The organism is Bacillus sp. FJAT-45066 (genome assembly GCF_002335755.1).
Classification (GTDB): Bacteria; Bacillota; Bacilli; order Bacillales; family Bacillaceae_I; genus Bacillus_CD; species Bacillus_CD alkalisoli.
This window is the reverse complement of record NZ_NISQ01000001.1, coordinates 3427120-3452602: the sequence shown is the minus strand read 5'-3', so window position 1 is coordinate 3452602 and position 25483 is coordinate 3427120. Positions and strand designations below refer to the sequence as shown.

General features: G+C 35.6%; 23 protein-coding genes. 8 read left to right on the top strand and 15 right to left on the bottom strand.

All coding sequences use genetic code 11. The features are described from left to right. Positions 1–290 precede the first annotated feature (290 nt). Both CDZ92_RS17400 and CDZ92_RS17395 read right to left on the bottom strand, forming a co-directional pair. Positions 291–1403: a Fic family protein gene (locus CDZ92_RS17400; RefSeq protein ID WP_255249863.1), complete on the bottom strand. Its 1113-nt coding sequence runs from the start codon at positions 1401–1403 to the stop codon at positions 291–293. A 442-nt stretch (positions 1404–1845) separates the two neighbouring features. Beyond that, on the bottom strand, positions 1846–3021 hold the full coding sequence (locus tag CDZ92_RS17395; RefSeq protein WP_096156470.1) for a hypothetical protein: 1176 nt from the start codon (positions 3019–3021) through the stop codon (positions 1846–1848). Between the two features lie 415 nt (positions 3022–3436). Between CDZ92_RS17395 and CDZ92_RS17390 the strand changes: the two genes are divergently transcribed. Then, positions 3437–4069 carry a hypothetical protein gene (locus CDZ92_RS17390; RefSeq protein ID WP_096156469.1) on the top strand — a complete coding sequence of 211 codons (633 nt, stop codon included), beginning with the start codon at positions 3437–3439 and terminating at the stop codon, positions 4067–4069. 1081 nt (positions 4070–5150) lie between these two features. Here the strand turns inward: CDZ92_RS17390 and nagB are convergent. From nagB to CDZ92_RS17345, 9 genes are all read right to left on the bottom strand, one after another. Further along, positions 5151–5858, bottom strand: a complete 708-nt coding sequence (gene nagB, locus CDZ92_RS17385; RefSeq protein WP_096157055.1) for a glucosamine-6-phosphate deaminase — start codon at positions 5856–5858, stop codon at positions 5151–5153. Positions 5859–5957: 99 nt separating this feature from the next. After that, entirely contained in the window at positions 5958–6773 is an 816-nt protein-coding gene (locus CDZ92_RS17380) for a carbohydrate ABC transporter permease (RefSeq protein WP_096156468.1), read from the bottom strand. Positions 6774–6789: 16 nt separating this feature from the next. Further along, positions 6790–7749: a carbohydrate ABC transporter permease gene (locus CDZ92_RS17375; RefSeq protein WP_096156467.1), complete on the bottom strand. Its 960-nt coding sequence runs from the start codon at positions 7747–7749 to the stop codon at positions 6790–6792. 149 nt (positions 7750–7898) lie between these two features. Continuing rightward, the gene (locus CDZ92_RS17370) at positions 7899–9194 is read right to left on the bottom strand and encodes an extracellular solute-binding protein (RefSeq protein ID WP_096156466.1); all 1296 of its coding nucleotides are present in this window, start codon (positions 9192–9194) and stop codon (positions 7899–7901) included. Positions 9195–9255: 61 nt separating this feature from the next. After that, the gene (gene argH / locus CDZ92_RS17365) at positions 9256–10728 is read right to left on the bottom strand and encodes an argininosuccinate lyase (protein WP_096156465.1); all 1473 of its coding nucleotides are present in this window, start codon (positions 10726–10728) and stop codon (positions 9256–9258) included. Position 10729: 1 nt separating this feature from the next. After that, a complete protein-coding gene (locus CDZ92_RS17360) occupies positions 10730–11944 on the bottom strand; it encodes an ROK family transcriptional regulator (protein WP_096156464.1) in 1215 nt (404 codons plus the stop codon). Between the two features lie 911 nt (positions 11945–12855). After that, the gene (locus CDZ92_RS17355; protein ID WP_096156463.1) at positions 12856–13278 is read right to left on the bottom strand and encodes a DUF6843 domain-containing protein; all 423 of its coding nucleotides are present in this window, start codon (positions 13276–13278) and stop codon (positions 12856–12858) included. 868 nt (positions 13279–14146) lie between these two features. Beyond that, positions 14147–15019 carry a helix-turn-helix domain-containing protein gene (locus CDZ92_RS17350; RefSeq protein WP_176483802.1) on the bottom strand — a complete coding sequence of 291 codons (873 nt, stop codon included), beginning with the start codon at positions 15017–15019 and terminating at the stop codon, positions 14147–14149. Positions 15020–15690: 671 nt separating this feature from the next. Continuing rightward, complete coding sequence (locus tag CDZ92_RS17345) at positions 15691–16293, bottom strand: helix-turn-helix domain-containing protein (RefSeq protein ID WP_096156461.1); 603 nt, start codon at positions 16291–16293, stop codon at positions 15691–15693. A gap of 241 nt (positions 16294–16534) precedes the next feature. Here CDZ92_RS17345 and CDZ92_RS17340 point away from each other — a divergent pair, with 241 nt between their 5' ends. The 3 genes from CDZ92_RS17340 to CDZ92_RS17330 all read left to right on the top strand — a co-directional run bounded on the left by CDZ92_RS17340 (position 16535) and on the right by CDZ92_RS17330 (position 18991). Then, positions 16535–16825, top strand: coding sequence for a hypothetical protein (locus tag CDZ92_RS17340; protein WP_255249836.1), 291 nt, complete (start codon positions 16535–16537; stop codon positions 16823–16825). 1053 nt (positions 16826–17878) lie between these two features. Then, positions 17879–18163: a helix-turn-helix domain-containing protein gene (locus CDZ92_RS17335; RefSeq protein ID WP_096156460.1), complete on the top strand. Its 285-nt coding sequence runs from the start codon at positions 17879–17881 to the stop codon at positions 18161–18163. Positions 18164–18442: 279 nt separating this feature from the next. Further along, positions 18443–18991 (top strand): competence protein ComK, encoded by a 549-nt coding sequence (locus CDZ92_RS17330; protein WP_096156459.1) that lies wholly within the window; start codon positions 18443–18445, stop codon positions 18989–18991. Between the two features lie 87 nt (positions 18992–19078). Here CDZ92_RS17330 and CDZ92_RS17325 read toward each other — a convergent pair whose 3' ends face one another. The 3 genes from CDZ92_RS17325 to CDZ92_RS17315 all read right to left on the bottom strand — a co-directional run bounded on the left by CDZ92_RS17325 (position 19079) and on the right by CDZ92_RS17315 (position 21033). Then, on the bottom strand, positions 19079–19348 hold the full coding sequence (locus tag CDZ92_RS17325; RefSeq protein ID WP_096156458.1) for a hypothetical protein: 270 nt from the start codon (positions 19346–19348) through the stop codon (positions 19079–19081). Between the two features lie 85 nt (positions 19349–19433). Continuing rightward, a complete protein-coding gene (locus CDZ92_RS17320; RefSeq protein ID WP_096156457.1) occupies positions 19434–20207 on the bottom strand; it encodes a hypothetical protein in 774 nt (257 codons plus the stop codon). A gap of 391 nt (positions 20208–20598) precedes the next feature. Then, the gene (locus CDZ92_RS17315; RefSeq protein ID WP_096156456.1) at positions 20599–21033 is read right to left on the bottom strand and encodes a DUF7830 domain-containing protein; all 435 of its coding nucleotides are present in this window, start codon (positions 21031–21033) and stop codon (positions 20599–20601) included. A gap of 577 nt (positions 21034–21610) precedes the next feature. Here CDZ92_RS17315 and CDZ92_RS17310 point away from each other — a divergent pair. The 3 genes from CDZ92_RS17310 (at position 21611) to CDZ92_RS17295 (ending at position 24010) form a co-directional block, all read left to right on the top strand. Further along, complete coding sequence (locus CDZ92_RS17310) at positions 21611–21874, top strand: helix-turn-helix transcriptional regulator (RefSeq protein ID WP_176483801.1); 264 nt, start codon at positions 21611–21613, stop codon at positions 21872–21874. Between the two features lie 564 nt (positions 21875–22438). Further along, positions 22439–22954: a competence protein ComK gene (locus tag CDZ92_RS17300; RefSeq protein ID WP_096156453.1), complete on the top strand. Its 516-nt coding sequence runs from the start codon at positions 22439–22441 to the stop codon at positions 22952–22954. A gap of 540 nt (positions 22955–23494) precedes the next feature. Beyond that, positions 23495–24010, top strand: coding sequence for a competence protein ComK (locus CDZ92_RS17295; protein ID WP_176483800.1), 516 nt, complete (start codon positions 23495–23497; stop codon positions 24008–24010). Positions 24011–24083: 73 nt separating this feature from the next. Here the strand turns inward: CDZ92_RS17295 and CDZ92_RS17290 are convergent, their stop codons facing one another. Further along, positions 24084–24632: a DUF1836 domain-containing protein gene (locus CDZ92_RS17290; protein ID WP_096156451.1), complete on the bottom strand. Its 549-nt coding sequence runs from the start codon at positions 24630–24632 to the stop codon at positions 24084–24086. Positions 24633–24775: 143 nt separating this feature from the next. On the opposite strand from CDZ92_RS17290, the gene trhA reads away from it, so the two are divergent. Continuing rightward, positions 24776–25423: a PAQR family membrane homeostasis protein TrhA gene (gene trhA, locus CDZ92_RS17285; protein WP_096156450.1), complete on the top strand. Its 648-nt coding sequence runs from the start codon at positions 24776–24778 to the stop codon at positions 25421–25423. Positions 25424–25483 lie beyond the last annotated feature (60 nt).

The window sequence follows — 25483 nt, the reverse complement described above, 5'->3', positions numbered from 1 at the left end:
ATTAGAACAAAAGCACAACGAAAAGGCATCCGCGACAAATTGTATGTTTGTCAGAGTCCTATTTATCTCTGTTCATTATTCCTATAATATCTCGTTCGTTTCGTACGGATTTTTCCAAGATGAAATCTTAGTCCCTCTAAAAGGCAGAACATATTACCTGTATAAGATTACTTAAATTAAGATGGTCAGCCTTCTTAACGGGTACCTGCAAAAGTAAATGAGTTTTTACGTATAATGCAAGTAGATTTTTTTGAATAACTAGAAATATACTTGCATTTACTTTTTTCTCGTTAGTCTTCTCTATATCCTAAATCATTTAAAGTTAAATCTTGGTATGCTTCGCCAATTCGATACGAAGTAATTCTTTCCTTACCACTTGCTCCCTTGATAATACCTCTATCTAGCCAAGTTATTGCCCATTTAGTAACAGTAATGGGCTTTACTTTAAATAATTCTGCAATTTCCTTAGGTTTAGTGGGTCTATTACGTTCTATAAGAAATCGTAACAATGTTTTTTCTTTTGGCTCTAAAGAAAGGATTCTTGGGTCTGAAGGTGTAGTGGCAAATTTAATTGAAAGATTAGCAACCTTTTCATATGCTAGAGCCATGATTCTTAAAAAATATTCAATCCAAGGGGCTAAATCTTCAGGATTTTCACGCCCTTCATAATAAAGAGCAGGCAGTCCCATTTGTAAATGCTTATAATACCCTTTTAAATCTTCCACATAGTATTCTTCCATTGAATGAAATCCTTTAACATCGTAATTCTCAATTGACAAAATGTATGATGCTAGGGCTCTCGCTGTTCGACCATTACCATCTTCAAATGGGTGAATAGTAAGTAGCTGATATGTAGCAATAGCTGCTTTAATGGGAACAGGAATTTCTTTTTCTGAGTTAATCCATTTCACCAGTGCTTCCATTAATAGTGGCACATCTGAATGTTCGGGAGGTATATATTCTGCTTGTTTTGTTTGATTATCATATACAGCAAATAATACACCAGGTGGCATTGCCCCACGATAGTTACTTTTTGTAGACTTTCTGCCAGCACCATGTTTTACAATAATAGAGTGGAGTTGTTTTATAAAATCTTCTGTAATAGGAGTTTTGTTTTGTTTTTCTTGGGATAAGAAAGAAAGAGCTTCCCAATAATTTCTTACTTCTTCTTCGACAGGAATTCTAAAATCATTTTGTTTTTGTTTGACTACACGAGCAACTTGTTCTAAATCAAGTGTATTTCCTTCTATACGTGTAGAATAATGTGTTGCCTTTAATTTTGCTTGTTCTTTTAGGTCACTTTCAATATGTGCAGGTATAGGCATCAATTCAACAATTGCTCTAGAACGTTCGATTGACATTAAGTCTTTTACGATTGGTTGGGAATAACTAAATTTAGGCATGTACAAATCATTTCACCATCCTTTTAACTCAATTGATACGTTAATTATACGCTATTCATACGCTAATTGAAATTTGTAGTTTATAATTCGTACGCTATTTATATACTAAATGCACTTTTTAGTACGTTATATATACGCTATTTACACGCTAATTTAAATTAATAATATGTAATTCATACGCTATTTAAACGAAATTTGAAATTTATATTAGTTTAATTGTAACCTCATATAGAATAGTAAGGTGAACCAGGTAAATGAAGAATTCAATCAATTACAATCGAAAAGCCCTATTAATATGTTGATAGACATGGCAATCAATGATAGAGTTTAGCTTTAAAAATTATTCATATTTTCAAATAAATAATTGGACATTACCTGTCCCCATACTCTTTATTCATGGTTCTGTGTAATTAAAGGAAAAATAATTTTTATGAGTTAATGCCTAACCTCTAGCTTGTTTTGCTGCTTCTTCTCGCTCTGGTCTATATGCATTTACAATAAAATGATATATCTTAAAGCAGGATTGATTTTCGGGATTTTTATGTGTTGAAATAATAACGTTCTCTATTTCATCTAAGCCCATGGTTAACTCTACTGTTTCAAAGTATTTCTTGCCTTCTATATCTAAAAAGAAACCTTTTAACATTTCTTCCCTTCTTCTCAGGACAGTATGGAGATTAGTTGTTTTATTAAAGAGGATAGTAAAACCAAACGGAATGTCCTCGTTCATGTAACCAATTAACTGTTTACATTGATTCTTATAGTTACCCCATTCTTTGTTTTCTCCAATAGCAATTGGCTTAAATGTATGCTTAGTCTGGGTATAGATAAAAAAGTCTATTTCTCCTGTATTTTTTCTAGCGAATCCACCAGGTTGTTCCCTAGCTACAATGATACCTTTATCTGATAATGATGTTTGTAAAACATGAGCAATATCGTCGCTTAACTGAGTTTCTTTTGTTTCCATTAAACGTCTAGGGTCCATTTCCTTTTGCTTTATCGCTGAGTAAATTAATCGTACAATTAATTCTTCAATATTTTCACTTTCCTGTGATGGATTACTGTTTCGTTGTTGAAGATATCTTTCTCTAATATCATAAGGCATTAACTCAATATATTGATCAAGATCGACATTAAAAAATTCCAGTGTGTTTTTAGAATTAAAAAACAAATGTACGAATGCATCAACGTCCAAAAAGTCCCAGTCATCAAATAAAAAATAAGGATATGATTCTAGATCATCTATTTTATCAAGTATGTATTCATCGTCTTTAGTAATAGGATTTATACTAGTAATGTCAGTAGCTTTATTGTTATCTTCTACATTAACATCGTTAAACCACTCTATTAAAAAATAGAGAGTATATTCTTGAAGTGGAGTAAGGTTATGTGGAAAACTGTCTGTTGTATATTCTTGTAATTCATATAAGGTTTTCTTGCATTTCTCAATCTCATTCCTAGCCATAAACGTCGGAAAAACATAATCTAACATGTGATCGAAATCTCCACTATCTTCTCCCAGTTCAATAAAGAATGTAATTATTTCTTTCAACTCATGGTTAAACTTTTTACTAATTCCTTTAGAGATATTATAGGAAATGCTAATAATTTGGATCACCCCTCTCTCCTAAAATATAACATATTCCTGAACCGAGAGCACCAAATGTAACCAACTTCCTTGGAAAACGTGTCCTGAATTTCGTTAGGTTTACTAAAGTATATAAGCGTAGCAAGAATGTAATTGCTTCATAATTACGCGAATGGAATGGTCGATGGTTTGTAACTGAAGATGTATATGTTTGGACTTAATACAGTAGAAAAGTATTATAAATGGATACATTGCGCGGACTTCTTCGATGTAGAAATAGTTGATGAATTCTAACTCATGAAAAAAAACAGATCTCTTTTTCCCCTCGCTGTAATATGATACAACGCCACTGGGTACCAGCACGATGATTTCTACATAATTCTATGTATCTGACAACCTATTAATCTCATAATCTTATATATACAACTAAGAAGGGGATGATGAAATGGTCATGATTGCATCAATACCTATCAGTGAGATTAAGGCATTGCATAGCTATAGACCTGGCATTGAAACAGCAAAGGCTATTTACGATACCTACTCCACTACAAACACGATACAGATGGTAGTGAATAAATCCAAAGACGGTTCTTTGACCGTGATAAAAGGATTAAGCGTATTTAGTGCTATAAAGGTATTTAGACCAAATGATATTGTCATGGTAATTATCAAGGTAGATTTAGACGATGAATTAGATATAGTACTTGAGGCTACTAGAAACGCAAAAATGGAAAACAATTATTTTAAAATCATGGATGAATATTGTGAAATATTACTAGAAATTTACCATTTATCCGTGCAATCTATCCATGAGTTAACAGGCATAAAGAAAGATAAGCTAGAATCACTAATCTTAAACGACTCTAGGATCCTCCCTCGAGTAAGAGCACTTGCTGAACAAAAAGGAAAAATTCCGTTTATAAATAAAATATTGAATGATAAAAAGATCCCAAATGAAAACAAGATACCTCTATGCCGTCATGCATTAAGAGAAACAAGACCATTAACTGTGGAGGAATTACGTAATTTCAAGTTTTTTATTGAGGTAGGTTACAGAGTAGACAATCTTACTGTTTGAGATATAGATTATATTGTAAATAGAAAAGCTGCTTTTCTCGAATATTGGGAAGACAGTATTTATAAAAGAACACCAATATTCCAACCAAATAATAGCCAAGATGAACAACAATGGCATTAAGTAACGGAAGAACGGGGATCAAACTATCTTTTATGAAAACTTTTCTTCATTCCACGTTCACTTATAAAAAGTTACGGAACTTCAGTGTACCTTTCCCTAATTCCACTTTCCGGTCATAATATCTTTTCTTGTTCATACATTATAAATGAAGGATACATTCTTTCTTCCCTCTATGCAGGGAGGATGGTATATTGCTTAAGTACTACATAAATTACTGGTTTAAAAGATTAATTAAAGTTGTTAGTAACATTTACTAACTAAGTTTTATCTCTGTCGAATGTAGCCACAGCCTGAAAATAAAATATTTGGGAAAAGGATGTAACCTTCTTCTTCCTTTTCCCTTTTAAATAAACTATACATAAAACAATTATCTTTGAAGCAATCAACTTTTACAGGTTTGATTGCTTCTTTATTTGCTAGCAACATAAAGCGGTTTTCCCTTTGACTACATAGATGTTTCTACTTTGTAATATCAAAATGCATAAGAGGATAAAACTATTCCGTTACCAACGGGTTGTTTTGTAATTTTATTTACACTTCTACTATTTATTTGAAATGGAACTTGTCACCGGGCCTTTTTATCTTTTTGTAAATGTCCGTCTACTAGATTTGCTAGTATAATGATAACTTCCTCGTGCGCATCACTTGTAGAACTAACCCTCCGCTCCAAGACACAACTCCCTAAGCAGAAGCATCCAACGCCCCCAAGATAAAATCTGTTATGAATGAGTGTTACTTAAGAACTTGAGACGTAATACTACCCAATCTACCAGGGAACTAAAAGCTGGAATAATGATCTTAAGCGTTTATATTAAAATGTGGGGAAAATTAAAAATCCCTTTAAGCTTATTCAACTGCTTAGTAAACTACTAAAGAGCATTATGGTTTCATTAGTAATTACCAATATTTGTATGGACACAGAGCCTGTCCCCGTGTCCTCTTCCAGCAGTCTCAGCCTACCCTATGTCCACAACAAGGTGGTGTTGGAGTGGGTGTTTAAGATAGAGGCTGGGAATTGTTCGGTTAGGTTGCCTTTTAGTAGTTGTTCGATTGCTTGGGATTTGGATTTCCCTGAGGCTAGGAGGATGATTTCTTTGCTTTTCATGATTGTTTGGATGCCCATGGTGATAGCTTGCGTTGGAACTTCGTTTAAGCTTGAAAAGTATCTTTCATTTGCTTTTCGGGTGGAGCTTGTTAAAGTCACGATATGTGTTTTGGAAGTGAAGGAAGTTCCAGGTTCATTAAACCCGATATGACCATTTTTCCCAATCCCAAGAATTTGCAGATCTATCCCTCCTGCATTTTCAATCAATCGCTCATAGCGCTGACATTCTTCCTCATGATTATTGGAAATCCCATTCGGAATGTTTGTGTTTTCTTTTTTCACATTAATTCCGCTAAACAAATGTTTATTCATATAATAATAGTAGCTATTCTCGTGCGTTTTCGGCAGCCCAATATATTCGTCCAAATTAAATGTTTTTACATTCTCATAAGAAGGCGCACCAGTTGCCCTAAACTTTTCTACTAAAATTTCATACATTCGCTTCGGAGTCCCACCAGTTGCTAATCCTACTGTCAAAAAAGGATTTTGTTGGACTCGTTTCATCAACAGCTCAGCTGCCATAACGCTCATTTCTTCATAACTATTCACTTTCACGATCCTCATGTTATTCCCAACTTCCGTTTGAACATCTACTCGCATAACTTTTGTCCTCCTTACATAAAAAGAAAGCCATGTAATACAATCTCTACATGGCTTCCCAAATCACTTCATACCCGTTAAAGTAATTCCTTTTATGATGTGCTTTTGTAATAAGAAAAATACTAGTATTAAAGGTAGGGCTGTGATTGTTGCGCCTGCCATAATGAGCTCCCATCTTGATTCAAACTCACCTGATGCGAAATACGATAAACCGACTGGTAACGTGTATAGTTCGGAAGAATCTGTTACAATTAACGGCCATAAGAACGCATTCCAGTTACTTAAGAACGAGAAAATGAATAGTGCGGAAATCGCTGGCCATACTTGAGGAATGGCTACTCTCCAGAAGATTTGAAACTCGCCTAAGCCATCAATTCTTGCTGCATCTAGCAAGTCGTCCGGAATACCTTCCATGAATTGCTTCATTAAAAATACACCAAAGCCAGTCATTAAACCTGGGAAAATGAGCCCCCAATAACTATTCGTCCACCCAAACTCAGAACTCATAATATACCAAGGGATAATAAGCATTTCTGTCGGAACCATTAACGTACTTAATATCGCAATAAAAATAATGCCCTTGCCAATAAACTTAAACTTAGCAATAATATAGCCGACTAATGAATCGAAAAAGACAACACTAATGGTTGTAACAACCGCTACAATGATACTGTTTATAAACCAGCGCGGAAATAAGGAATCTTGAAAAATTCGGCGGTAGTTTTCGAATGTTAGATTTTCCGGAATGATACTAAGTGTATATACATCTAAGGCTGATTTTAAGGAAGTGGACACCATCCAGATGAATGGGAAAATCATTATAATGGAACCTAAGATTAGTAATGCATATACGATGATTGATTTTTTCTGTTTTTCCATGATTTTTCCCTCCTTATTAATAATCAAACTTCTTAGATAGTACTTTCATTTGGAAAATCGTTAACGCCAGAATAAATAAGAACAAGATGACCGTAGCTGCTGAAGCTAACCCCATGCTATATTGTCTAAACGCCAACTGATAAATATAGACAACAACAGAAATCGTGGAGTGTAATGGTCCACCTGCGCTATCCACACTCATATTGACAACTTGAGTGAAGGATACTTGAATAAAGGTGATACTTCCGATAACGACCGAGAAGACGAGCGTTGGATTTAACAGCGGGATGGTGATGTCTTTGAACTTTTGCCAACTGTTCGCTCCGTCCACTTCTGCTGCCTCGTAAAACATTTTCGGGATATTTTCTAAACCGGCTAAGAAAATAATCATTTGAAAACCTAGTCCTTGCCAAATCATCGTTCCGATAATAATATAGATTGCTTGGTCTGGAGAATTTAAAAATAACTGCGGAGGTATTCCAATCGTTACTAAAAGTTCATTGATAATTCCGTTGTTCATAAATAGCCATTTGAATACCCAGCTTATTGCTACAATACTTGTGACGTACGGAATAAAATAAATAACACGAAATATCCCAACGAACTTATTAATTCGTTGTAACAATAAAGCGATCGCAAGCCCGATGATTACTTGGCCAGCAACCCCAAGAACGATAAAAATTAACGTGTTCCATAACGATTTTTTGAAAATAGGATCTGACATTAGTGTTTTGTAGTTATCCAATCCAACGAACGGTTTTTCTGGCGATAAAATGTTCCATTCTCTAAATCCAATATTAAATGTATATAAGGTTGGTGCGATTCGAATTCCTAGATAAAAAATTAATGGTAGTAAGAGGCAGACATAGACGAATAAATATTGGCTTTGTTTTAATGTTAAGTTCGGTTTCGTAAATCTTTTCTTCTTCGGTTTAGGTTTAGTAGGTGTACTCGGTTGATAAGATGGCTCAGCCATTACTATTACCTCCTATGAAAACAGTGGTTGTGTTCATGGCCAGAATCCGCTCATGTTGGACAATGAACATTACTTTTTGGTTTGCAGAAAACTATGTATCTATTTTTAAAAGAAGGACGATATTCATCGTCCCTCTTCTCTCAAACTACTTAATCTTTCTTAGACCAATACTCATCAAACAGACTTTGTGTACCGTCTACTAGCTCTTTATAAGCATCTTCTGGGGATACACCTTGTAATAGAACTCGGTCTACCGCTTGAATGACTAAATCTCTTTCTCTACTTTCATCCACGAAGAAATGGGCATTTGCATACGGTAGCTGCTCGATGAACGCACCGTATAGTTCATGGTTTAAATATTTGTCTTGGAATGCTACTTTTTCTCTTGCAGGAAGCTCCCCGATTTTGTCTAACCATCTTTCCATTACTTCTTCACTTGTTAAGAACTGAAGGAATTTCACCGATGCTTCTAACTTTTCTCCTTCTACTTTAGAAGTGATGCCGTTACTCCAGAAAGAAGATTGTGTTGCTTTCGTGCCATTTTTCGAAGGAAGTGGCGCAATTCCGTAGTTTAAGTCTGGTGTATCATTTTGTAATGTACCGATACGGAAGGAACCATCAATGTTCATTGCTGCGTTTCCTGTTTTAAACGCCGTTACATCATCTGTGTAGAAGTTACGCTCTCCTACCTTGTGCTCTGTTGCAAAATCTAACCAGTATCTGAATGCATCTAAACCAGCAGGTGATTGTGCCCATAAAATATTTTTACGGTCTTCACTTAAACCCTGGCCGCCAGCTTGATACAATAACGCATCTCTAAACCAGTGGTGCCCTTGTTGACTTGGCTCCCAAGCTAGACCAGCTTGTTGTATTCTTCCGTTGTTGTCGCGCTTCGTTAGCTTCAACGAATAGTCTACTAACTCATCCCATGTTGTCGGAGGGCTATTTGGATCTAAGCCAGCTTCTTCGAAAAGGTCTTTATTATAAAATAATGCAATTGTTCTTACAGCAGTTGGTATCGTCCAATATTCCCCGTCTAGCTTGACAGATTCCACCATCGGGAAAAACTCGGATTCTATCATATCGTGCGGGAATGCGTCTTGCGGTAATGGCTGTAAGTAGCCAGAATCTACGTATCTAGGAACCCATCCGTAAAATAAGTTGATCACATCTGGGCCACGACCTGCAGGTACTTGTGCCGCTACTCTCTCATTGAATTGATCATAAGGAAATGTTGTATGTTTTACTTTGATTCCAGGGTTCGCATCTTCAAACTCTTTAATTAACTCGTCAACTAAGTTCACTTTTGACTCGAAATGGTATTGCCAATACTCAATTTCAATGATGTCTCCATCCGTTCCACTTGTCGTTTTTTTGTCACTACTACAAGCTGCAGCAAATACACCAAGCAACAAAACTAAAAACAGCACTAACGATTTTCTCATTTTTATCCCCCTCAATTGCTTTTTATAATAGGAGTTAAAGTACAACCTCAACTCCGTGTTACTATCGTTTAATACTCATTTCTACCGTTTCATGAAGCCTCAGAATATAGTTATCTAGTTTTTCAAACGTTGCCTTTACCCAGCTTTCGTCATACGTTAACGTTTCAAGGCAAGTCACATATTGGTTTTCGACTTCTATTGCCGCTGGTCCACCGAGTATGTCGCGAACGTTAATAAAGTTTTTCGGACAAACCGCTTTCCGATAATCTTCTTCTGAAACGTTTAACAGTAATTGAAACTCATGTTGAGCAATTTCATTTACCTTGTTAGCGCTTCCATTTGTAAGGTCATTTCCTTCTGCTAAAAGCTCTTTTACAAACTTACTTACAATTCCATGTGAGATTCGAAATGGCACTTCATAGTTTCGTACTAAAACGTCTGCCAGTTCGGTTACAGTCGAGAAACCATTTTGCGCGTGGTAAAGTAAGCGCTCTTTATGGAATGTACCGTGCTCTAAAATTTCCGTTAAAATGTCTAATATATTGATTGTTTGTGAGTAGCCGGAGTATAGTGGCATTTGAATATCATCGCCAATGTCGACTATGTCTCCGAGTGGCACATTATGTGTTAAAAACATGGTTCCTTGAAGCTCGCCCATCGCTTTACTAATGGAAGCTCTCGTATGTTCGAGTGCAGATGGGTTTCTTTTTTGTGGCATGATACTTGATGTTTGAACATGCTGGTCATGTAAACGAAGCGTGTTCACTTCGTTCGTCGTCATAAAAATTAAATCGTATACGAATCTAGAAATAGAGGATAGCGAAATAGAAAGTACACTACTAATTTCCATCATAAAATCGGATGCCGAAATGGCGTCATAAGAATTGGCCATTGGGGAATCAAAGCCTAGCTGGGTACCTATATGATGGCGGTCTATATTAAATCCTGTTGTCGATAGGGCTGCCGCTCCCATTGGCGAGACATTGATTCGTTTATAAAGCTCCAGCCCTCTTTTTGTATCACGTTGGAGGTTATTTTCTACAGCTAATAAGTAGTGTGCGAGAGTCGTAGGTTGTGCTTGCTGATTATGTGTGTGGGCGGTCATGATTGTATGTTTATGTTCCTTAACAAGAGCTAAAATGGTTCGTCGTAGAGCATTTACTTTGTCTAGCCAGGTGGTAATTTTTTCTCTCCAAAACATGCGAAACATCGTCGTGTCCATATCGTTTCGACTGAACGCGATATGCATGTTTCCAACTAACATCGGACCTATTATTTCTGTAAGGTCTGCTTCTAGCATGAAAAATAAATCTTCATAACGGTCATCGTACTCTTTTGTGTAGCTTTGTTTATACAATTTATATGTAGCATCTAAAATTTCTCTTGCATCGTCACTGTCTAAAATCGCTTGATCTCGTAGCATTAATACGTGCGCTATATTGATTTCCATAATGTGTTGATAAAAATGATCTCGTGTATGTCGGTACGTTGGCTCTAGCTGTATATCAATATATCGCTGTGAGCGTTTCGCCAATTTAGTTTCCCCCTCGATTATTTAGTAACGATTCGTGTTCTCGTAAAACTAATGCCCCAGCACCTAGTAAGGATAAGCCGTCGATTTCTGATATATATATATCCGTGTTCATTGGAAGATGCTTTTCGATAACGGCTTTCACTTTTGGCAAGAACCACTGCCCTGACTTTGATAAACCACCGCCAAGAATGACGCATTGTGGGTTGAAAATACAGATAACATTTACAAGCGCAAACGCTATATGTTCCAGTGTTTCTTCAATGACTTCTGTTGCGATTGGGTCATGGGTGATTGCATGTTCAAAAATTAGCTTTGCTGATAATTCTTTGTTTTTTAGGGGATGCGAGTCCGTAAGCGTAGCTAGCTTTTGTTCCATTCTTTTTACGATAGACGGTCCACCAACATGGCTGTCTAAAAATCCGAAGCCTTGAAAAATATGGTCATAATCTTCTAGTGCTTCGTTTTTATCTGTAACCATGTAGCCAATTTCTCCAGCTGCAAAAGAAGCCCCTCTGTACAGTTGGCCATTTACAATAATGCCGCAGCCAACACCAGTACCTAACGTTATAAGGATTAAATGGTCCGCATTTTTCGCCTTGCCTTTCCATTGCTCGCCTAATACCGCAACATTGACGTCATTTTCAACATATACTGGAAGTTTTAGTAATTGTTGAAGCTCTTTTTTTAGCTCGAAGTTTTTCCAACCTAAGCTTGGTGCATCTAACACGATTCCGTTATCTGAATCAGTGATACCTGGTGCTCCTACTCCAACCGCCATGATTTTATTTTTATCGATGTTATATGTTTGCACTAAACTCTGAATGGCGAGGAACGCTTCATACACAAGGTCTTTTTTTAGCGCATATTGAGTGCTTAATACTTTGCGAGCGATGATGGTCCCGTAGGCATTTACGATTCCGACCTCAATATTGGTGCCACCAATATCGACACCTACTAACAGGCGGGCATTGGGGTTGAAGGTGAGCAAAACCGGCTTTCTGCCACCGAGTACACTTGATTCTGATCCTTCTTTCTCTAGGACCCACTCCTCGGAAATTAATTCATCCACGATAGAGGAGACTGTCGGCTTACTAATTGCCAGCATAGCAGCGATATCCGCTCTCGAGGTTTGTTCATTATCACGAATAAACTGCAATATTTTCTTTGAATTTAAGTACTTCAAATAGTTAGGTGTGTTACTTCTAGCTTGTTTCATATCTACTGTGCCCCTCAAAAAAATCCGACATTAAACTACGTTAGTTTGTAAACTTTCCTAACCAACCTAACTATATAATATTTACCATTTGCGGTTTTGTCAATACTAAATTTTGAATTTTCTAAAAATGGTGAACAGAGGGACATGTCCCGCTAGCGTTGCACATCATACAAATATTGTAAGTAGTTTACTGTGAAGATAATTTTCGTAGAAAATTCGTAGACAAAAATAAAAAATTCTCCTATTGTAAAAATGGTAGATGTTTGTTCCCGAAAACAAACTTTCTACAAAGGAGCACCAAAACTTATGAATATGGTATCTCAAAATAGTATTAAGTCAATGCTTGTAGATGTTACCGACTGAAAAATTTTCATGTCCACTTTTAAACTTCGATAATAAAAAGTTATCTAAGGATGCGATAATCAAAATCTTTGTTACTGCACAACCGCTTCCTTGCAGCAACGCCCATAACTTAGTATGGCATTTACAGAAGCACAATCCGACTTACAAGATTTGCCCCTTATAATCACTTTTTACAACCTACCAGATTTGTTCACCTACATCTTAAAATAATCCTTTTGGAAAAAGGGATACGTATCCTTTACTAGGAACTTTATTCAGTTATTAGTCAGACTTAAATACAGTGCTACTAATACCTCCGCCCCATAATCCCCTACACAACTTATTGCATCCAACGCCAACTAAACTTAGCACCTTCCATATTTTAATGCTAGCATGTCCCTAAAAGCTTGGGAAAACAGCATCTATGAAAGAAGACAGATATACAGGGCCAATAATGGCTACTATGAACAACAATTGCATTGAGTGAATGAAAAACAGGGACGGGGTTGAATTCACATTACGAAAAATGTGAATTCAACCCCGTCCCGACTTCGCACTTCTAAACAGGACTAATTACAGTGTCCATCCCTACCATCAAATGAAATACTGTATGTTTCAGATAAAGGATTGTTATCTGTACTGCTATGTTGACCATTCAAAAACTTCTCATGAGGAATTTCTTCTGTGCGTTCCCGATTTTCGTTAACATAATAAGCCTTTACTTTATGCCATCCTAATTTTGTTATAACATCTGAAGAAGAGGAAGTCATAACTCTTCCGTTTTCAGGTACATCAATGATCAGTTCTTTATTTACTATTTCCAACGGTTTTTCATTGTCTTCGTTATATCGTAAATACACACAGCCACCATCAAAACTTTCTGAAAGATGATAGATGACCGTTACATCAGAATAACTCTTCTTATTTGAAATAAACACGAAGGAAAATATTAGTATGAAAGCTAAAAAGGAAAAACCAGCTATTTTCTTCAAAACAATTCCTCCTTATTAAGTGTGTTATGTAAGCATATTTTCCAAAATCTATATATTATATTAACATATATATCCAATAGCTACGACAACTTTAAAGTAGTTATTCATTCATTCTTCAAATACTACGGACATTTAGTAGAATAATAGTTTATAAAAAGTGATTTTCTTTTAAATAGAACTTTTTCTACTTAGAAAAAGTAACTGACCATGCACATGGGTAAAAAAATTCCTTTAAGTAGGTTGTACATATATAACTATTTGGATTCGTTCAGGTTTTTATTTTCCATAATATGTTTGGGCAGTACCCGTGTCCATTCCATTAATCTCCCTTATTTTGTACTTTATCCAATAAATAGAAAAGGACTATACAAATTAGTATCAACCCTAAAAATATCCCACTATTCCCGGTCTCAAATTTGAAGAATTTAGGGAAAATATATAGTTCTAATATAAAAATAAGAATTGCAAGCGATACTAAGATTCTATAAACCAAGCAAATTCCTCCATTATTTTTTTTAGTTGAAAATATTGACTACTTTGTAACGCAAGAATCAAGGTGTATTGTATACCTATAAATGTAACTTTAACTATGACAGCCAGACTGTTATATTCTCAAATATGCTTAGACAAGGAGCCTGTCACTGTGTCCATACTTTATGATTTATCAGTCAGATCAACCCTAATTCTACAAAATCTATTATCCATAAATTTCTAGTCTTTAACAATACTTATTTTTGGTGTCGGAAGGGGGTGATGCCGATAGGATGACAACTTTCCGATTATTAGTGCTTACGAGTGCATTTACTAGTTTTCTAGCATGAAAGACAAAACTACCCACCCTTGAATATACTGGGGGTCTTGCTCCATATCAGGAAGTACCTGTCTCTGCCTCTACCATCTCATTGAACACATCAAACATCAACCGCTCATAGTTCTCTTTCCGCTTTTCTGCTATTAAATTTGCATACAACGTCTTGTAAAAATACCCTGCAAAGGAAGTATGTATTTTCTTGTTTTTATGCATAAAAATAGACGTTTTTAACGATCGAACAACAGACCCGATAAGTTCCTCTAAAGGCCGATTAAAAGGTATTTTGTTATAGGTGGTGTTGACACGTTTCCACAATGTATATATTTCAAGTGGAGTAAAAAATGGATCAGCAGCCTTAATAAATTCTGGATGGATAAATTCAGGTAAGTAGCTGCTATCAATATGTTCACTAGGGTCTTTCTTGAACCGCTTGTTTTCCAAAAGAGTAGAAAAATGAGAAGTAGGTATGGTACTAGTCGATTTTCCTTTCTTTTCGACTATAGGTTTTTTATTCTCACAGAGTGAATCTAGTTTCATAATAGTTTTATTAGGGTGGTCACATACCTGGTCAGGATAGGTGGTCATCTTTGTTGAAAAAAAAGGCTGAATGACGAGTATGTTTACTCCTTGCTTGCCATTTTCCCGAATGGTATGTATTTTCATCAGGAAACCAAGATTGACTAATTTTGTGATAGAACGCGTGACTGTACGTACACTTATATTCAATGCATTTGCGATTGTTTTGTTTTTGGAAAAAGATACACCGATTACTTTACAAGAATGTTTGGCGATATACCGAATGACCTCGATGGCCCCATGAGACAAAGAGGCTTTGTGCACATATAAAAACCTTCGCACCACCTCGTTCATTCCCTCCAAACTAGCAAAACTTTGATAGCTTTTGATTCTTTCAAAAGTGAACGTTTCCATGAAAAACTGCTCCTTTACCATATTCTTTTACAAAGAATTTAATATAAGAGCATGAACAAGTAAAAATAGTAAACGATGCATTTTCGGATAGATAGAGGGATAAAATGCGACGTTCTCCTAAGGAATATGCAACGTTTACCTGTATGGTTAAACTTTGAATTAATAACTTTGTTAAATCTCCCAGTTGTCATCATATTTCTAAGATAGTAAAAAGTTGTAGTGCAGATTCTTGGACTGTATCAGAAAAAGTAAACACTTTAGTTGGGAGTGCGAGGGTATTTACTAATTGGTGTTGTCTTATTCGATTAACGGAAGCGAGTATGGAACAAGGAAAGGTACTAATAAAAGCGGGAATAGTAGCTTTTTCCAGTATTGTGAAATGAAAAATCGTCATTAGCTTAATGCTTAGTAGACGCTTACTGCGCAGCAAGTAATTTAGCAACTACGCATAGATTAGATACCTATTGATTAATTCTTTTCTAACCTAAATCGTTATTTTCTAGTAGTATTTTTTTATGAAGACACTTAAATTGCGAATAATTTCATTTAAAATAAGGTAAGGTTGAATAATCCAATAATACTAAAGTGAAACTTCCTTAAATTTGGAGGTTTTGCTTTTTACTAAATATAAACATTAAACTTTAACAGAGCCAATAAAAAAAGAAGAGCAATCATTGCTCTTCTTCCTCAGTGATTTCATTGTTATTTATTTTTTCGACAAACTGGGAAATATCAAGAGAACTTAATTCTAAGTAACTTAACAACCTTGTTTTATCTTCAAGTAGCTTTTTCTGGACTTCCTCTAAGACCTTTTTTGCCTTTTCTTCATCCCATTTAATCTTTTGTTCTACTTCATTTTTTACATTGCCCTTCAAGGCTTTTAAACCCCACTTTATTCCAACTGCGGTAGCAATCGCTACACCAATCCCAGGTAATACAGCACCTAAGCTACGCGTCGCCGTAGCAGCAATAGTTCCAGCTGACAATAAAGAAGTACCTGAAATCACTTTCATGTAAGTATTTAGTGAATCTGGAGACTTGTAAGCAGATGGATTTATATTTTTGACTTCTTTTATGCGCTTCTTGATTTCGTATGATATGGATACGAAAAAAGCAAAGGCTAAAGTTTTGGTTAATCGAGACGGATCCTGTTCAATTTTGACAATTGTGGGACGGCTTACTCCCATTTTATTAGCTAAATCCTCCTGAGTAAGATTTAATAACTGTCGGATATCAGTAAAGTTACTTCCAAGCATTATTAAGTAATTATTCATATTAACACCTCTCTTATTATATTTTAACTTAAAGTAAAATGTATTTCAAAAATAAAAAATAAAAACTTTATGTAAAAATGTTTACATTTTGTAATAATAAACCTATAATGTAAATAAATGAACAATTAAAATTTTGAAGAGGTGGAACGAAAATGAATTTCAACCTATTTAAAGAAATTTTTATCGAAGTACTGAAATCAATTGAAAATGTCACCAATAATCTAAAATAGGAGTGAGGATAATGGGATTGAGTAATCTTGTTGAATTTGTAAATGAAAAAAAAGAAGCTGTAATGGACTGGGGAGTTAAGACAGTGAGCGTTACGATTGGAACGGCAACAGGCGGCGCAGCAGGTGGAGCATCAGGCGCAGGTTTAGGTGCGGGTATTGGAATGGTTATAGGAGGTCCTCCTGGAGCAGGCATCGGGTTTGCAATTGGTAGTTTTGTTGGAACAGGTTCAGGATTAGCAGCTGGTGCAGTAGGTGGAAAAAAGGTAGGAAAAATTATAATTGAATCATTAAAGGAGGACTAATAGAATGAAAAAGATATTTCTAAAAGGTGCTGAAGAAGGAATAAAAGAATTCATCAACTTAATGACCAGGATTTTAAATAAAAAGTATTAGGAATTGAACAAATTAATGCAGAATGTCAGCATTGTGGGGTTGCATACCAAATCCTGAAAATTATTCAGAAATAGAAAAACTATGCCGTGGTGGCCAGTTCAATTACTATGAATGTTTGATGAAAGTGGAAAACAGCAATATAAGTTGTCCTAAATACAATGACTCAAAATAAATTGACAGTTAGAGTAACAGCTGAAAAATGGATGTTTTTAGGATTATAGATTCAGTTTTTGAGTACAAAAGTATAATTTACACACAATTTAGCAATCCAATTCGCAACTGAATTGGACTGCTTTCTTTTGTTAATATATCTATGTTTTTCAATAGTTTAAGCATGTATTAGCACCCAAATTTGCAACCCTTTTACCAAGGATGACAGAATTTATTGGGTACTGATGTTGAATAAGCATGAGGAAAACAAAAAATCTATTTATTATTTATTGCACAGTACAAATATACTATTCAATACAAAATAATATTCCGCAATCGGCTCGATTGCGGAAGGCCAAAGGCCTAAATCCTCGGTAAAAATAAGGAGGATTTAGGCTTTTTTTATTCAAAATAGTCGACGTTATTTAAATACGTTGACAGCAAGTGGTTAATTACGTGGCAACTGCTGGTAAAAAACATGGCTGAGATGGTTCATTTTAGAGTATTTAAATGTATGACTACTATATACAAAACGAAGGACTCAAGTAACAAACCTTCCACCATGAAAAATAAAACAATTTCATTTCCATCCATACAATCATAATCTTAATTTCTAGGTAAGTTGAAATAACTTTAATTAGAAGTAATAGCAAGAGAGATCGTCTACGCAGAACACAAAAAATGACCCCATGTCCCTACTCAAAACAAAAAAATTTTTTGTATAATTTTACTATTTATTGTCAAAACACCGCAATCATGCGGTGTTCCTTCTTTTTTTCTGCTTACATAATTAGGTAAAAAGGGGAATTGATTTGGATAAGGATGATAAAGAGAAAAGTTTGAAAAAGGAATTTGGAAGGCTAATTCGAGGGCTTCGACTGGAACAAGGGATGTCGATTGAAGAGTTCGAACATGTGTTAGGTGTGGATAAAGCGACGGTTGATCGAATGGAGAATGGAGGGAATCCCCCTAGTTTTTCCACTTTCTCTCGCTTACATAAAAAAGGAAAGATAGATATAAACGTGCTGATCAAGAGTGCTATAGGAAATAGTAACTATTTTGAAGAGTCAACAGAAGAAGATAGCGACGACCGATAACCACACTGATGAAGTCTAGGCACCCTTAGCCTTTATGAACATTGTTAAGGAGTGAGATTAGTGATGATCCAACAAACTAATGATAGGACGTACACGTCACTTTCCAGTGTATGTCCTTCTCCTGGGACTGTTAGTATAAATAGAACATCTTCTTTTACCAACATTGTCAACCTACGTTCTATTTCAAGAAACCACAGCAAAGGCAAGATTCCGTAACTGTCCCCAAACAAAATACACTACGCCATAATAGAACCAAACCACCCTTCCAAGATATCGCCTATGGAACAAACCACCTCCTCTTATCTTTCTTCCATTTTAATCAATACAAAAAGAAAGATAGAAAAGAAGATTATAATGATGGAAGTAATGAATGATTATTTAATGGATACTAGTACATATGCATTGTTGCCTTATTTTCATGAGAGGTACCAGACGGAAATTATCGATGAGGATGGAATCTATTATTCAGAGGAGAGGCCAGAGGAAATATTACGTCTAAGTTATTTGACGTATGGGGCTTCGTATGAGGGGAGAAGAGATTCTGTTATTTATATGACGAATTATGTGCAAAAAACGCCGATCCTTACATTTCAGGAGGAAAAGGTCATTTCCATTCCAACGCACTCCCCTGATCACATGGATTGCGCGTGGATTATGTATCACCAAATACGCCAACTTGTGCCAACCAACCGGAATAGCTGCATCATCAAACTACGAAACTATACGGAAATCGAAGTGCAAGCATCCCATCAAACGATGAAGCAACAAATGCAGAAGGCGGGCCAGACCCTCGATCCGGGGACGGGGTGTCCTATATATCTCCTGTAAAATGTTGTTCTTTATTGAATCAAGACGTGTCATTTCTCTTTCTTGAAATTGAGAAATGTAACCCCGTCCCCCCGCCTCATTATATATTCATATATAATTAAATGAAATTACATATAAAACAGGAAAGAGTATATAGAACACTAGCAAACTAACCATAACCACATTAGCTCTACGTTTTATCTTTTTCTCATTTTGTTTCATCATTAAAAAAATACTAATTGCGATAGTGCCTACTAATGGTCCAATCGTATAGTCTAATTGGAAAGATGCTTGATAAGTTGTTGCAACAATTATGATGAACAAGATAGATAGTAAGAGAAATATTTTCGGTGCTAAAGTATGGAATTGTCTACTCATATTTAAGTTCCCTTCGCATATAAAATTTACTAAGTTAAATACGGAGTATTAGTTTATTTAATTCTTATAATTATAAAGTTTATTGTTAATTACACCAACTAAATTCTTTACAGTAAGGTTTGGTATTTCTATAGTGATTAATATATCTCCACTCTTGATATGCTACATCTGCTTTTTGCGTCATCCATCTATTAGAGTACCAGTTATTACTCCCTCCAGATTGGACTAATTTTCTATTAACTTTGCCATTCCATAGTGTAACACTATAGTCATGCCATTTTTCAACAGCTAAAGTAATACCTAGTCCCACTACATATTTTTCTAGGGTCCAAACCCTATTAACTTTTATACTTGGTTCAATTGTATACCTAATAGCACCAGCTATTATTACTACGTTTAGAGAAATCAAAATACTCGCTAAGGCTGCTAAAGTTAACCCTGCACCGATGACTCCTGCAACTACACCTGCAGCAACATCAATCCCTGTACCTGCAGTTAATCTGATTTTCCTTAATGCTTTTATATCTTTATTATGACTTGCATTATAAACTAAAACATTATGATTTCCTCGTTTATAGCTCCTTAAATATATCCAACTAATACTATTTCGATACTTATATATATTAAACCATTTGCTTTCATTAATATAATATCTAGGTGAAGACATTATACTATAGTCCATCGGATCATCCGTAACAGCTGATGAATAAGCAATAGGTTTCGGATCGTAAGGTGGATCTATCGGATAGGGATTAATAGGATTTACAGGATCTGGTACTAATACAGGGTCCTGAGGATCCGATATTGTATCATCATAATAGGTTGGATCTATTAAGTTATCCCTAACTAACAAGTCCATTATTTCATCATCAGACAGATCAGGAATATTATCTACAGGTGCTTCATCAATATACCGTTATAAAAAGAAGAAGTACTCGGTTGTATTTCTTCTAATATAAAACCTGAATTTAATTAGTAAATCAAATCAAGGTTTATTAAAATAACTTAACGCATATATAACTAACGAGTAGAAGCATATTAATGGCTTGCAGCTTTGCTGCAAGCCATTAATATTTTTTAATCCCTACTAAACAAATTCCTAGTATAAATCTTCACACACGCTTCCACCAAATCCTACGACAAACATTCTCAACAAACACATCACTAACTTCCTTAAATTTCAAATTCATTTAATACGTGTTTGCCATTAAATGTTTCATCGCCAAGTGCTGGTTCGTAGATTACTATTTCTACCCCTTTATCTTGGGTGGACACGGGGACAGGTTCTGTCCAAAATTAAAAAAGAAAAAGCGGAGTCTACTCCCCCATTGATACGGCTTCAGCTTACCTTCCAGTATTTCACGAAAAATGGTGAGACCAACGTCCTTCTTAGACTTATCCTCCATCTTAGACACATGCTTTTCATATGTTTTCGTATTTTCAGAGTATGAACATTCACTTTCATCCATATGACGAAAATAAAAGGGTCTACCTTCATCTTTAGTAAGATTCATATTTACTGGCTTATTACAACACACACAGGAAAACGCACTTTTCTTTGAAAAAATGCGATAGTTACTTTCAAACCAACGTAAAACCTCAGAACGTTCCATATTTTGTAGCTCTAGCTCTTTCCTTTTCATTTCAATATTAAACACAGAATTATTTAAGTATGCAGAATCCAACCTATTCCACCAGCCTTCTACAGATAAAGTAAATATGACTATTATACCTTTATAATACATATATTTTCCATTTAATAGACTGATATTTCTTTTAATAACCGGCTATAAATGAAAGAAATAAATCTAGTAATAACGAATCTACCCATAACTTAATGTGGCATGTACAGAAGCACAATACGAATTACTTGATTTGCTCCTAATAATCACTATTTACAACTTACAAGATCTTTCCACCTACATCTCAAAAAAACCCTATTGGAAAAAGGGATACGTATCCTTTACTGGGAACTTTATTCAGTAAATAGTCAGACTTAAATACAGTACTACTAATACCTCCGCCCCATAATTCCCTACACTACCTGTTGCATCCAACGCCAACTAAACTTAGCACCTTCCATATTTTATTGCTAGCATGTCCCCTAGGGACATGACACAAAGTGCCTGTCCCTAAAAGCTCCCTAAAAGCTCAAAACCAAAAAATCCTACAAAAAGTTACATTTTTCTTCCCAACACCTCACATGTGCCGTCGCCTTGTTTTTTGGTGGCTAAGATAATAGGTATAAAAAGGGGCATTTACGTGAGTCGTGATAGAGAAAAGGAACAAGTTAGAAGAGAATTGGGATTATTATTGAGGGAAAAACGTGAGCAGTTAGGGTATTCCCGGACAGAGTTTGCCAATATGGTAAAGGTTGATAAAAGTACGATTGAAAGAATGGAGTTAGGTAAAACATTTCCTAGCGTTCCAACATTATTTCAGATATATCATTTTGCTGGCTTAAGCATTGATGAACTATTTAATAAATTACGAGATTCAGTAGACTACTTAGATACAATTGATTAATTTTCTTAAGAAGAAGATAAGTATCTAATCCTTCGCACGTCTCACCTAGCAATCAACATCTAATGGAATCGGCACAAGTACTGTGGCGACATCTGATCTTACCGGGGCTGTTACATCTTGTTTATCTGGTAAATTCATATACTTCTTAGAAGCTTCCTACTGTCCCCTTTATTATTTCATCTCAAAGGGAATGTTTTTCGCCTTGTTCGATACGATTTTCTTTCACTTGAAAGCATGTTCGCTTTAACCTTTATCAACTCTGTAAGGAGTGAGTCGTGATTCAACAAGCTAATGTTTCATTCTACTCTTTTGTGTATGTCCTTCTCTAGGACTGTTAGTATGAATAGAACATCCTCGTTTGCCAACATAGAATTTCAAATCTTCTACTTCAAGAAACAGCAGCATATGCAGAAAAATCTAACTGTCCTCAAACAAAATTCATTAATGGTCATCCCAAACACTCAAGAACTCACATCTGAATGCCTACTTAATAAACCTCCGCCTATTTTAGCAGTTTTGGAAGTTACAAGTGATATATCTCATATGGGAAAAGGAGTATAGTCAATGGAAGTCAATGTAAACAACGAATATTACATTAGTTCAACTACTATCGCTGTGTTACCACATTATCATCATCGCTTTCAGACGAAAATAATCGATGCAGAAGATACATACTATGCGGAAGAATGTCCATTTGAAGTGATTAATAGAAGCTGTATGAAATATGGAGCAGATTACACAGGAAGAAGAAATGCGGCAGTCTATCATACGAATTACAAACAAAAAACACCTTTACTAATTTCCGAGTCTTTAAGATTGGTTGCGATACCTTCGCATTCACCAGATCACACGGATTGCACATGGATTATGTTCCACCAGATCGCTAACATAAATGCACTGGACCAAGAAACATGCGAAGTAATGTGCAACTACTTCACTGACCTAAAACTAAACATCTCTGCCCAAACCATGCGAACTCAAGTCCAAAAAGCAGCCGTCATCTATTCCATCTTTTGTACCGACCAGAAAATTGGCTTTAGTTTTATGGTGGATGGCAGAAGACCTGTGAAGAGGAAATAATAATAATTTTGGAACAGAGGGACTGATTCTTTGTTACTCATGTGGAAGTGTGCGATGTTACTTCTTTTTCCCAGCTTACATAATTATAGATATAAACGCGCTGATCAAGAGTGCTATAGAAAATAGTAACTATTTTGAAGATGTAACAGATGAAGATAGTAACGACTGATAACCACACTGATTAAGTCTAGGTACCCTTAGCCTTTATGAACCTTGTTAAGGAGTGAGATTAGTGATGAATCAACAAACTAATGATAGGATATACACGTCACTTTCCGGTGTATGTCCTTCTCCTGGGACTGTTAGTATAAATAGAACATCCTCGTTTACCAACATTGTAAAACCTACCTTCTACTTCAAGAAACCACAGCAAAGGCAAGCTTACGTAACTGTCCCCAAACAAAATACACTACGCCAAAATAGAACCAAACTACCCTTCCAAGATTTCGCACCTGAATGGCTATGGAACAAACCACCTCCTCTCTATCTTTCTTCCATTTTAATCAACATAAAAAAATGATAGAAAAGGAGATTATCAGGATGGAAGTAATGAATGATTATTTAATGGATACTAGTACATATGCATTGTTGCCTTATTTTCATGAGAGGTACCAGACGAAAATTATCGATGAGGATGGAATCTATTATTCAGAGGAGAGGCCAGAAGAAATATTACGTCGAAGTTGTTTGACGTATGGGGCTTCGTATGAGGGGAGAAGAGATTCGGTTATTTACATGACGAATTATGTGCAAAAAACGCCGATCCTTACATTGCAGGAGGAAAAGGTCATTTCCATTCCAACGCACTCCCCTGACCACATGGATTGCGCGTGGATTATGTATCACCAAATACGCCAACTTGTGCCAACCGACCGGAATAGCTGCATCATCAAGCTACGAAACTATACGGAAATTGAGGTGCGAGCGTCCCATCAAACGATGAAGCAACAAATGCAGAAGGCTGCGGTTATTTATTCTTTGTTCTGTACGAAGCAGCAGATTAGTTATAGTTTTATGGTGGATGGGAGGAAGAGGAGAAATCCAACGAAGAGCTGAGCAGTTTTAATTTAATTTAAGCAACAATAGGGACAGACTTGGCCCAAGTGGGTTGAGTCATGTCCCTTTTTCTTCAGTCCAAATCTCTTACTAGTTTTTCCGCTGCACTTTTATATAATGTGCTCATGTGCGATAGGGAGGCGATAAGTAATGCGTTAGTGATAAGCTTGGACTCCCCTGTCTCTTCTTCTATTACTTCTGATACTTCCTTCACTCGCTCATTAAAATCATTTTTAAAACGCTCGACATTTAAATCCACTAGCCCTAAATAAGTAGAATAAAATTGTTCAAGGTCAAAAGCTTCTTCTACAATTTTTTCATTCATTCCTTGCAATGTTGCCTTAATATCATTAATAGATAATGTCCCTTTTAACTGATAAATCAAGCTCATCAAGATAATATGTTCTTTTGAATATTTTTTATTTTGTATTGGAAAAAATAGCTTCGCCTTTGCGTAGTTATTAATCATCGTTTTTGTTAACGTTTTATCCTTTCCATTCGAGAAAGAATGATCAAACAGTTGAATAACTTGATCCATATAAAGATCAATCGTGGGGATATCCTCTAACTTTATTTTCTTTTCGAGCTTTAGCTCCTCAATAAACGCTTTCATATTTTCCATTTGTCATATCCTCTACAATTAGTAATTGTCACTATTTTAACATATAAAAAAGTTAGAGGTAAATAGTTGACGACATTATGTAGTATCGTTTATATTTGTATGTAGTTATTAAAACTACGTATCGTTATATAGGAGTGGTAAATTTGAATATACACATTCGAGAGCCCATAAATACGTATACTCACCTAGCAGGTGCTGTATTATCGTTTGTCGGATTATTGGCAATGGTCATGAAAGTAGCCAGCAACAACGGTTCAGCGTTACAATTCTTTACTGTCATTATGTTTGGAATTAGTTTAATTCTTTTATATGCAGCCTCCACCACGTATCATTTCGTTCAAAGTAACGAGAAAGTCATTGGCTTTTTAAGACGTATCGATCATTCCATGATTTTTGTACTGATAGCTGGAACATATACTCCGTTTTGTTTAATCAGTTTAAACGGTACATCTGGATGGATTATGTTTTCTATCATTGTTGTCCTAGCTATATGTGGAGTTTTATTTAAATTAGTTTGGTTTAATTGTCCTAGATGGTTATCTACCATTATCTATATTGCGATGGGATGGCTTATTATCACCGTAGCAAGTCCACTATCTTCTGCGATCGGGACAAATGGAATAATCTTGTTAGTAGCAGGTGGTCTCTTTTACACAATTGGGGGAATTATTTATGCAGTGAAACCTTCGTTTCTTTCCTTTAAAAAATGGGGGTTTCATGAGATATTTCATGTTTATATATTATTAGGCAGCTTTGTTCACTTCTTGTGTGTCTATTTATACGTGCTATAACAAATCAAATCAAATTTTATAGCAACCCCTACAATAGGTACTGCTTTGGAAAGATCAATT

Coding starts and splice junctions, on each gene's coding strand:
- CDZ92_RS17320 (WP_096156457.1), bottom strand. CDS start 20,207: ATGGACTTGTTAGTTAGGGATAACTTAATAGATCCAACCTATTATGAT.
- nagB (WP_096157055.1), bottom strand. CDS start 5,858: ATGAGGATCGTGAAAGTGAATAGTTATGAAGAAATGAGCGTTATGGCA.
- CDZ92_RS17360 (WP_096156464.1), bottom strand. CDS start 11,944: ATGAAACAAGCTAGAAGTAACACACCTAACTATTTGAAGTACTTAAAT.
- CDZ92_RS17290 (WP_096156451.1), bottom strand. CDS start 24,632: ATGGAAAATATGAAAGCGTTTATTGAGGAGCTAAAGCTCGAAAAGAAA.
- CDZ92_RS17370 (WP_096156466.1), bottom strand. CDS start 9,194: ATGAGAAAATCGTTAGTGCTGTTTTTAGTTTTGTTGCTTGGTGTATTT.
- CDZ92_RS17375 (WP_096156467.1), bottom strand. CDS start 7,749: ATGGCTGAGCCATCTTATCAACCGAGTACACCTACTAAACCTAAACCG.
- CDZ92_RS17295 (WP_176483800.1), top strand. CDS start 23,495: ATGGAAGTAATGAATGATTATTTAATGGATACTAGTACATATGCATTG.
- CDZ92_RS17325 (WP_096156458.1), bottom strand. CDS start 19,348: ATGAGTAGACAATTCCATACTTTAGCACCGAAAATATTTCTCTTACTA.
- CDZ92_RS17350 (WP_176483802.1), bottom strand. CDS start 15,019: ATGGAAACGTTCACTTTTGAAAGAATCAAAAGCTATCAAAGTTTTGCT.
- CDZ92_RS17380 (WP_096156468.1), bottom strand. CDS start 6,773: ATGGAAAAACAGAAAAAATCAATCATCGTATATGCATTACTAATCTTA.
- CDZ92_RS17300 (WP_096156453.1), top strand. CDS start 22,439: ATGGAAGTCAATGTAAACAACGAATATTACATTAGTTCAACTACTATC.
- CDZ92_RS17345 (WP_096156461.1), bottom strand. CDS start 16,293: ATGAATAATTACTTAATAATGCTTGGAAGTAACTTTACTGATATCCGA.
- CDZ92_RS17330 (WP_096156459.1), top strand. CDS start 18,443: ATGGAACAAACCACCTCCTCTTATCTTTCTTCCATTTTAATCAATACA.
- CDZ92_RS17400 (WP_255249863.1), bottom strand. CDS start 1,403: ATGCCTAAATTTAGTTATTCCCAACCAATCGTAAAAGACTTAATGTCA.
- CDZ92_RS17340 (WP_255249836.1), top strand. CDS start 16,535: ATGGGATTGAGTAATCTTGTTGAATTTGTAAATGAAAAAAAAGAAGCT.
- CDZ92_RS17390 (WP_096156469.1), top strand. CDS start 3,437: ATGGTCATGATTGCATCAATACCTATCAGTGAGATTAAGGCATTGCAT.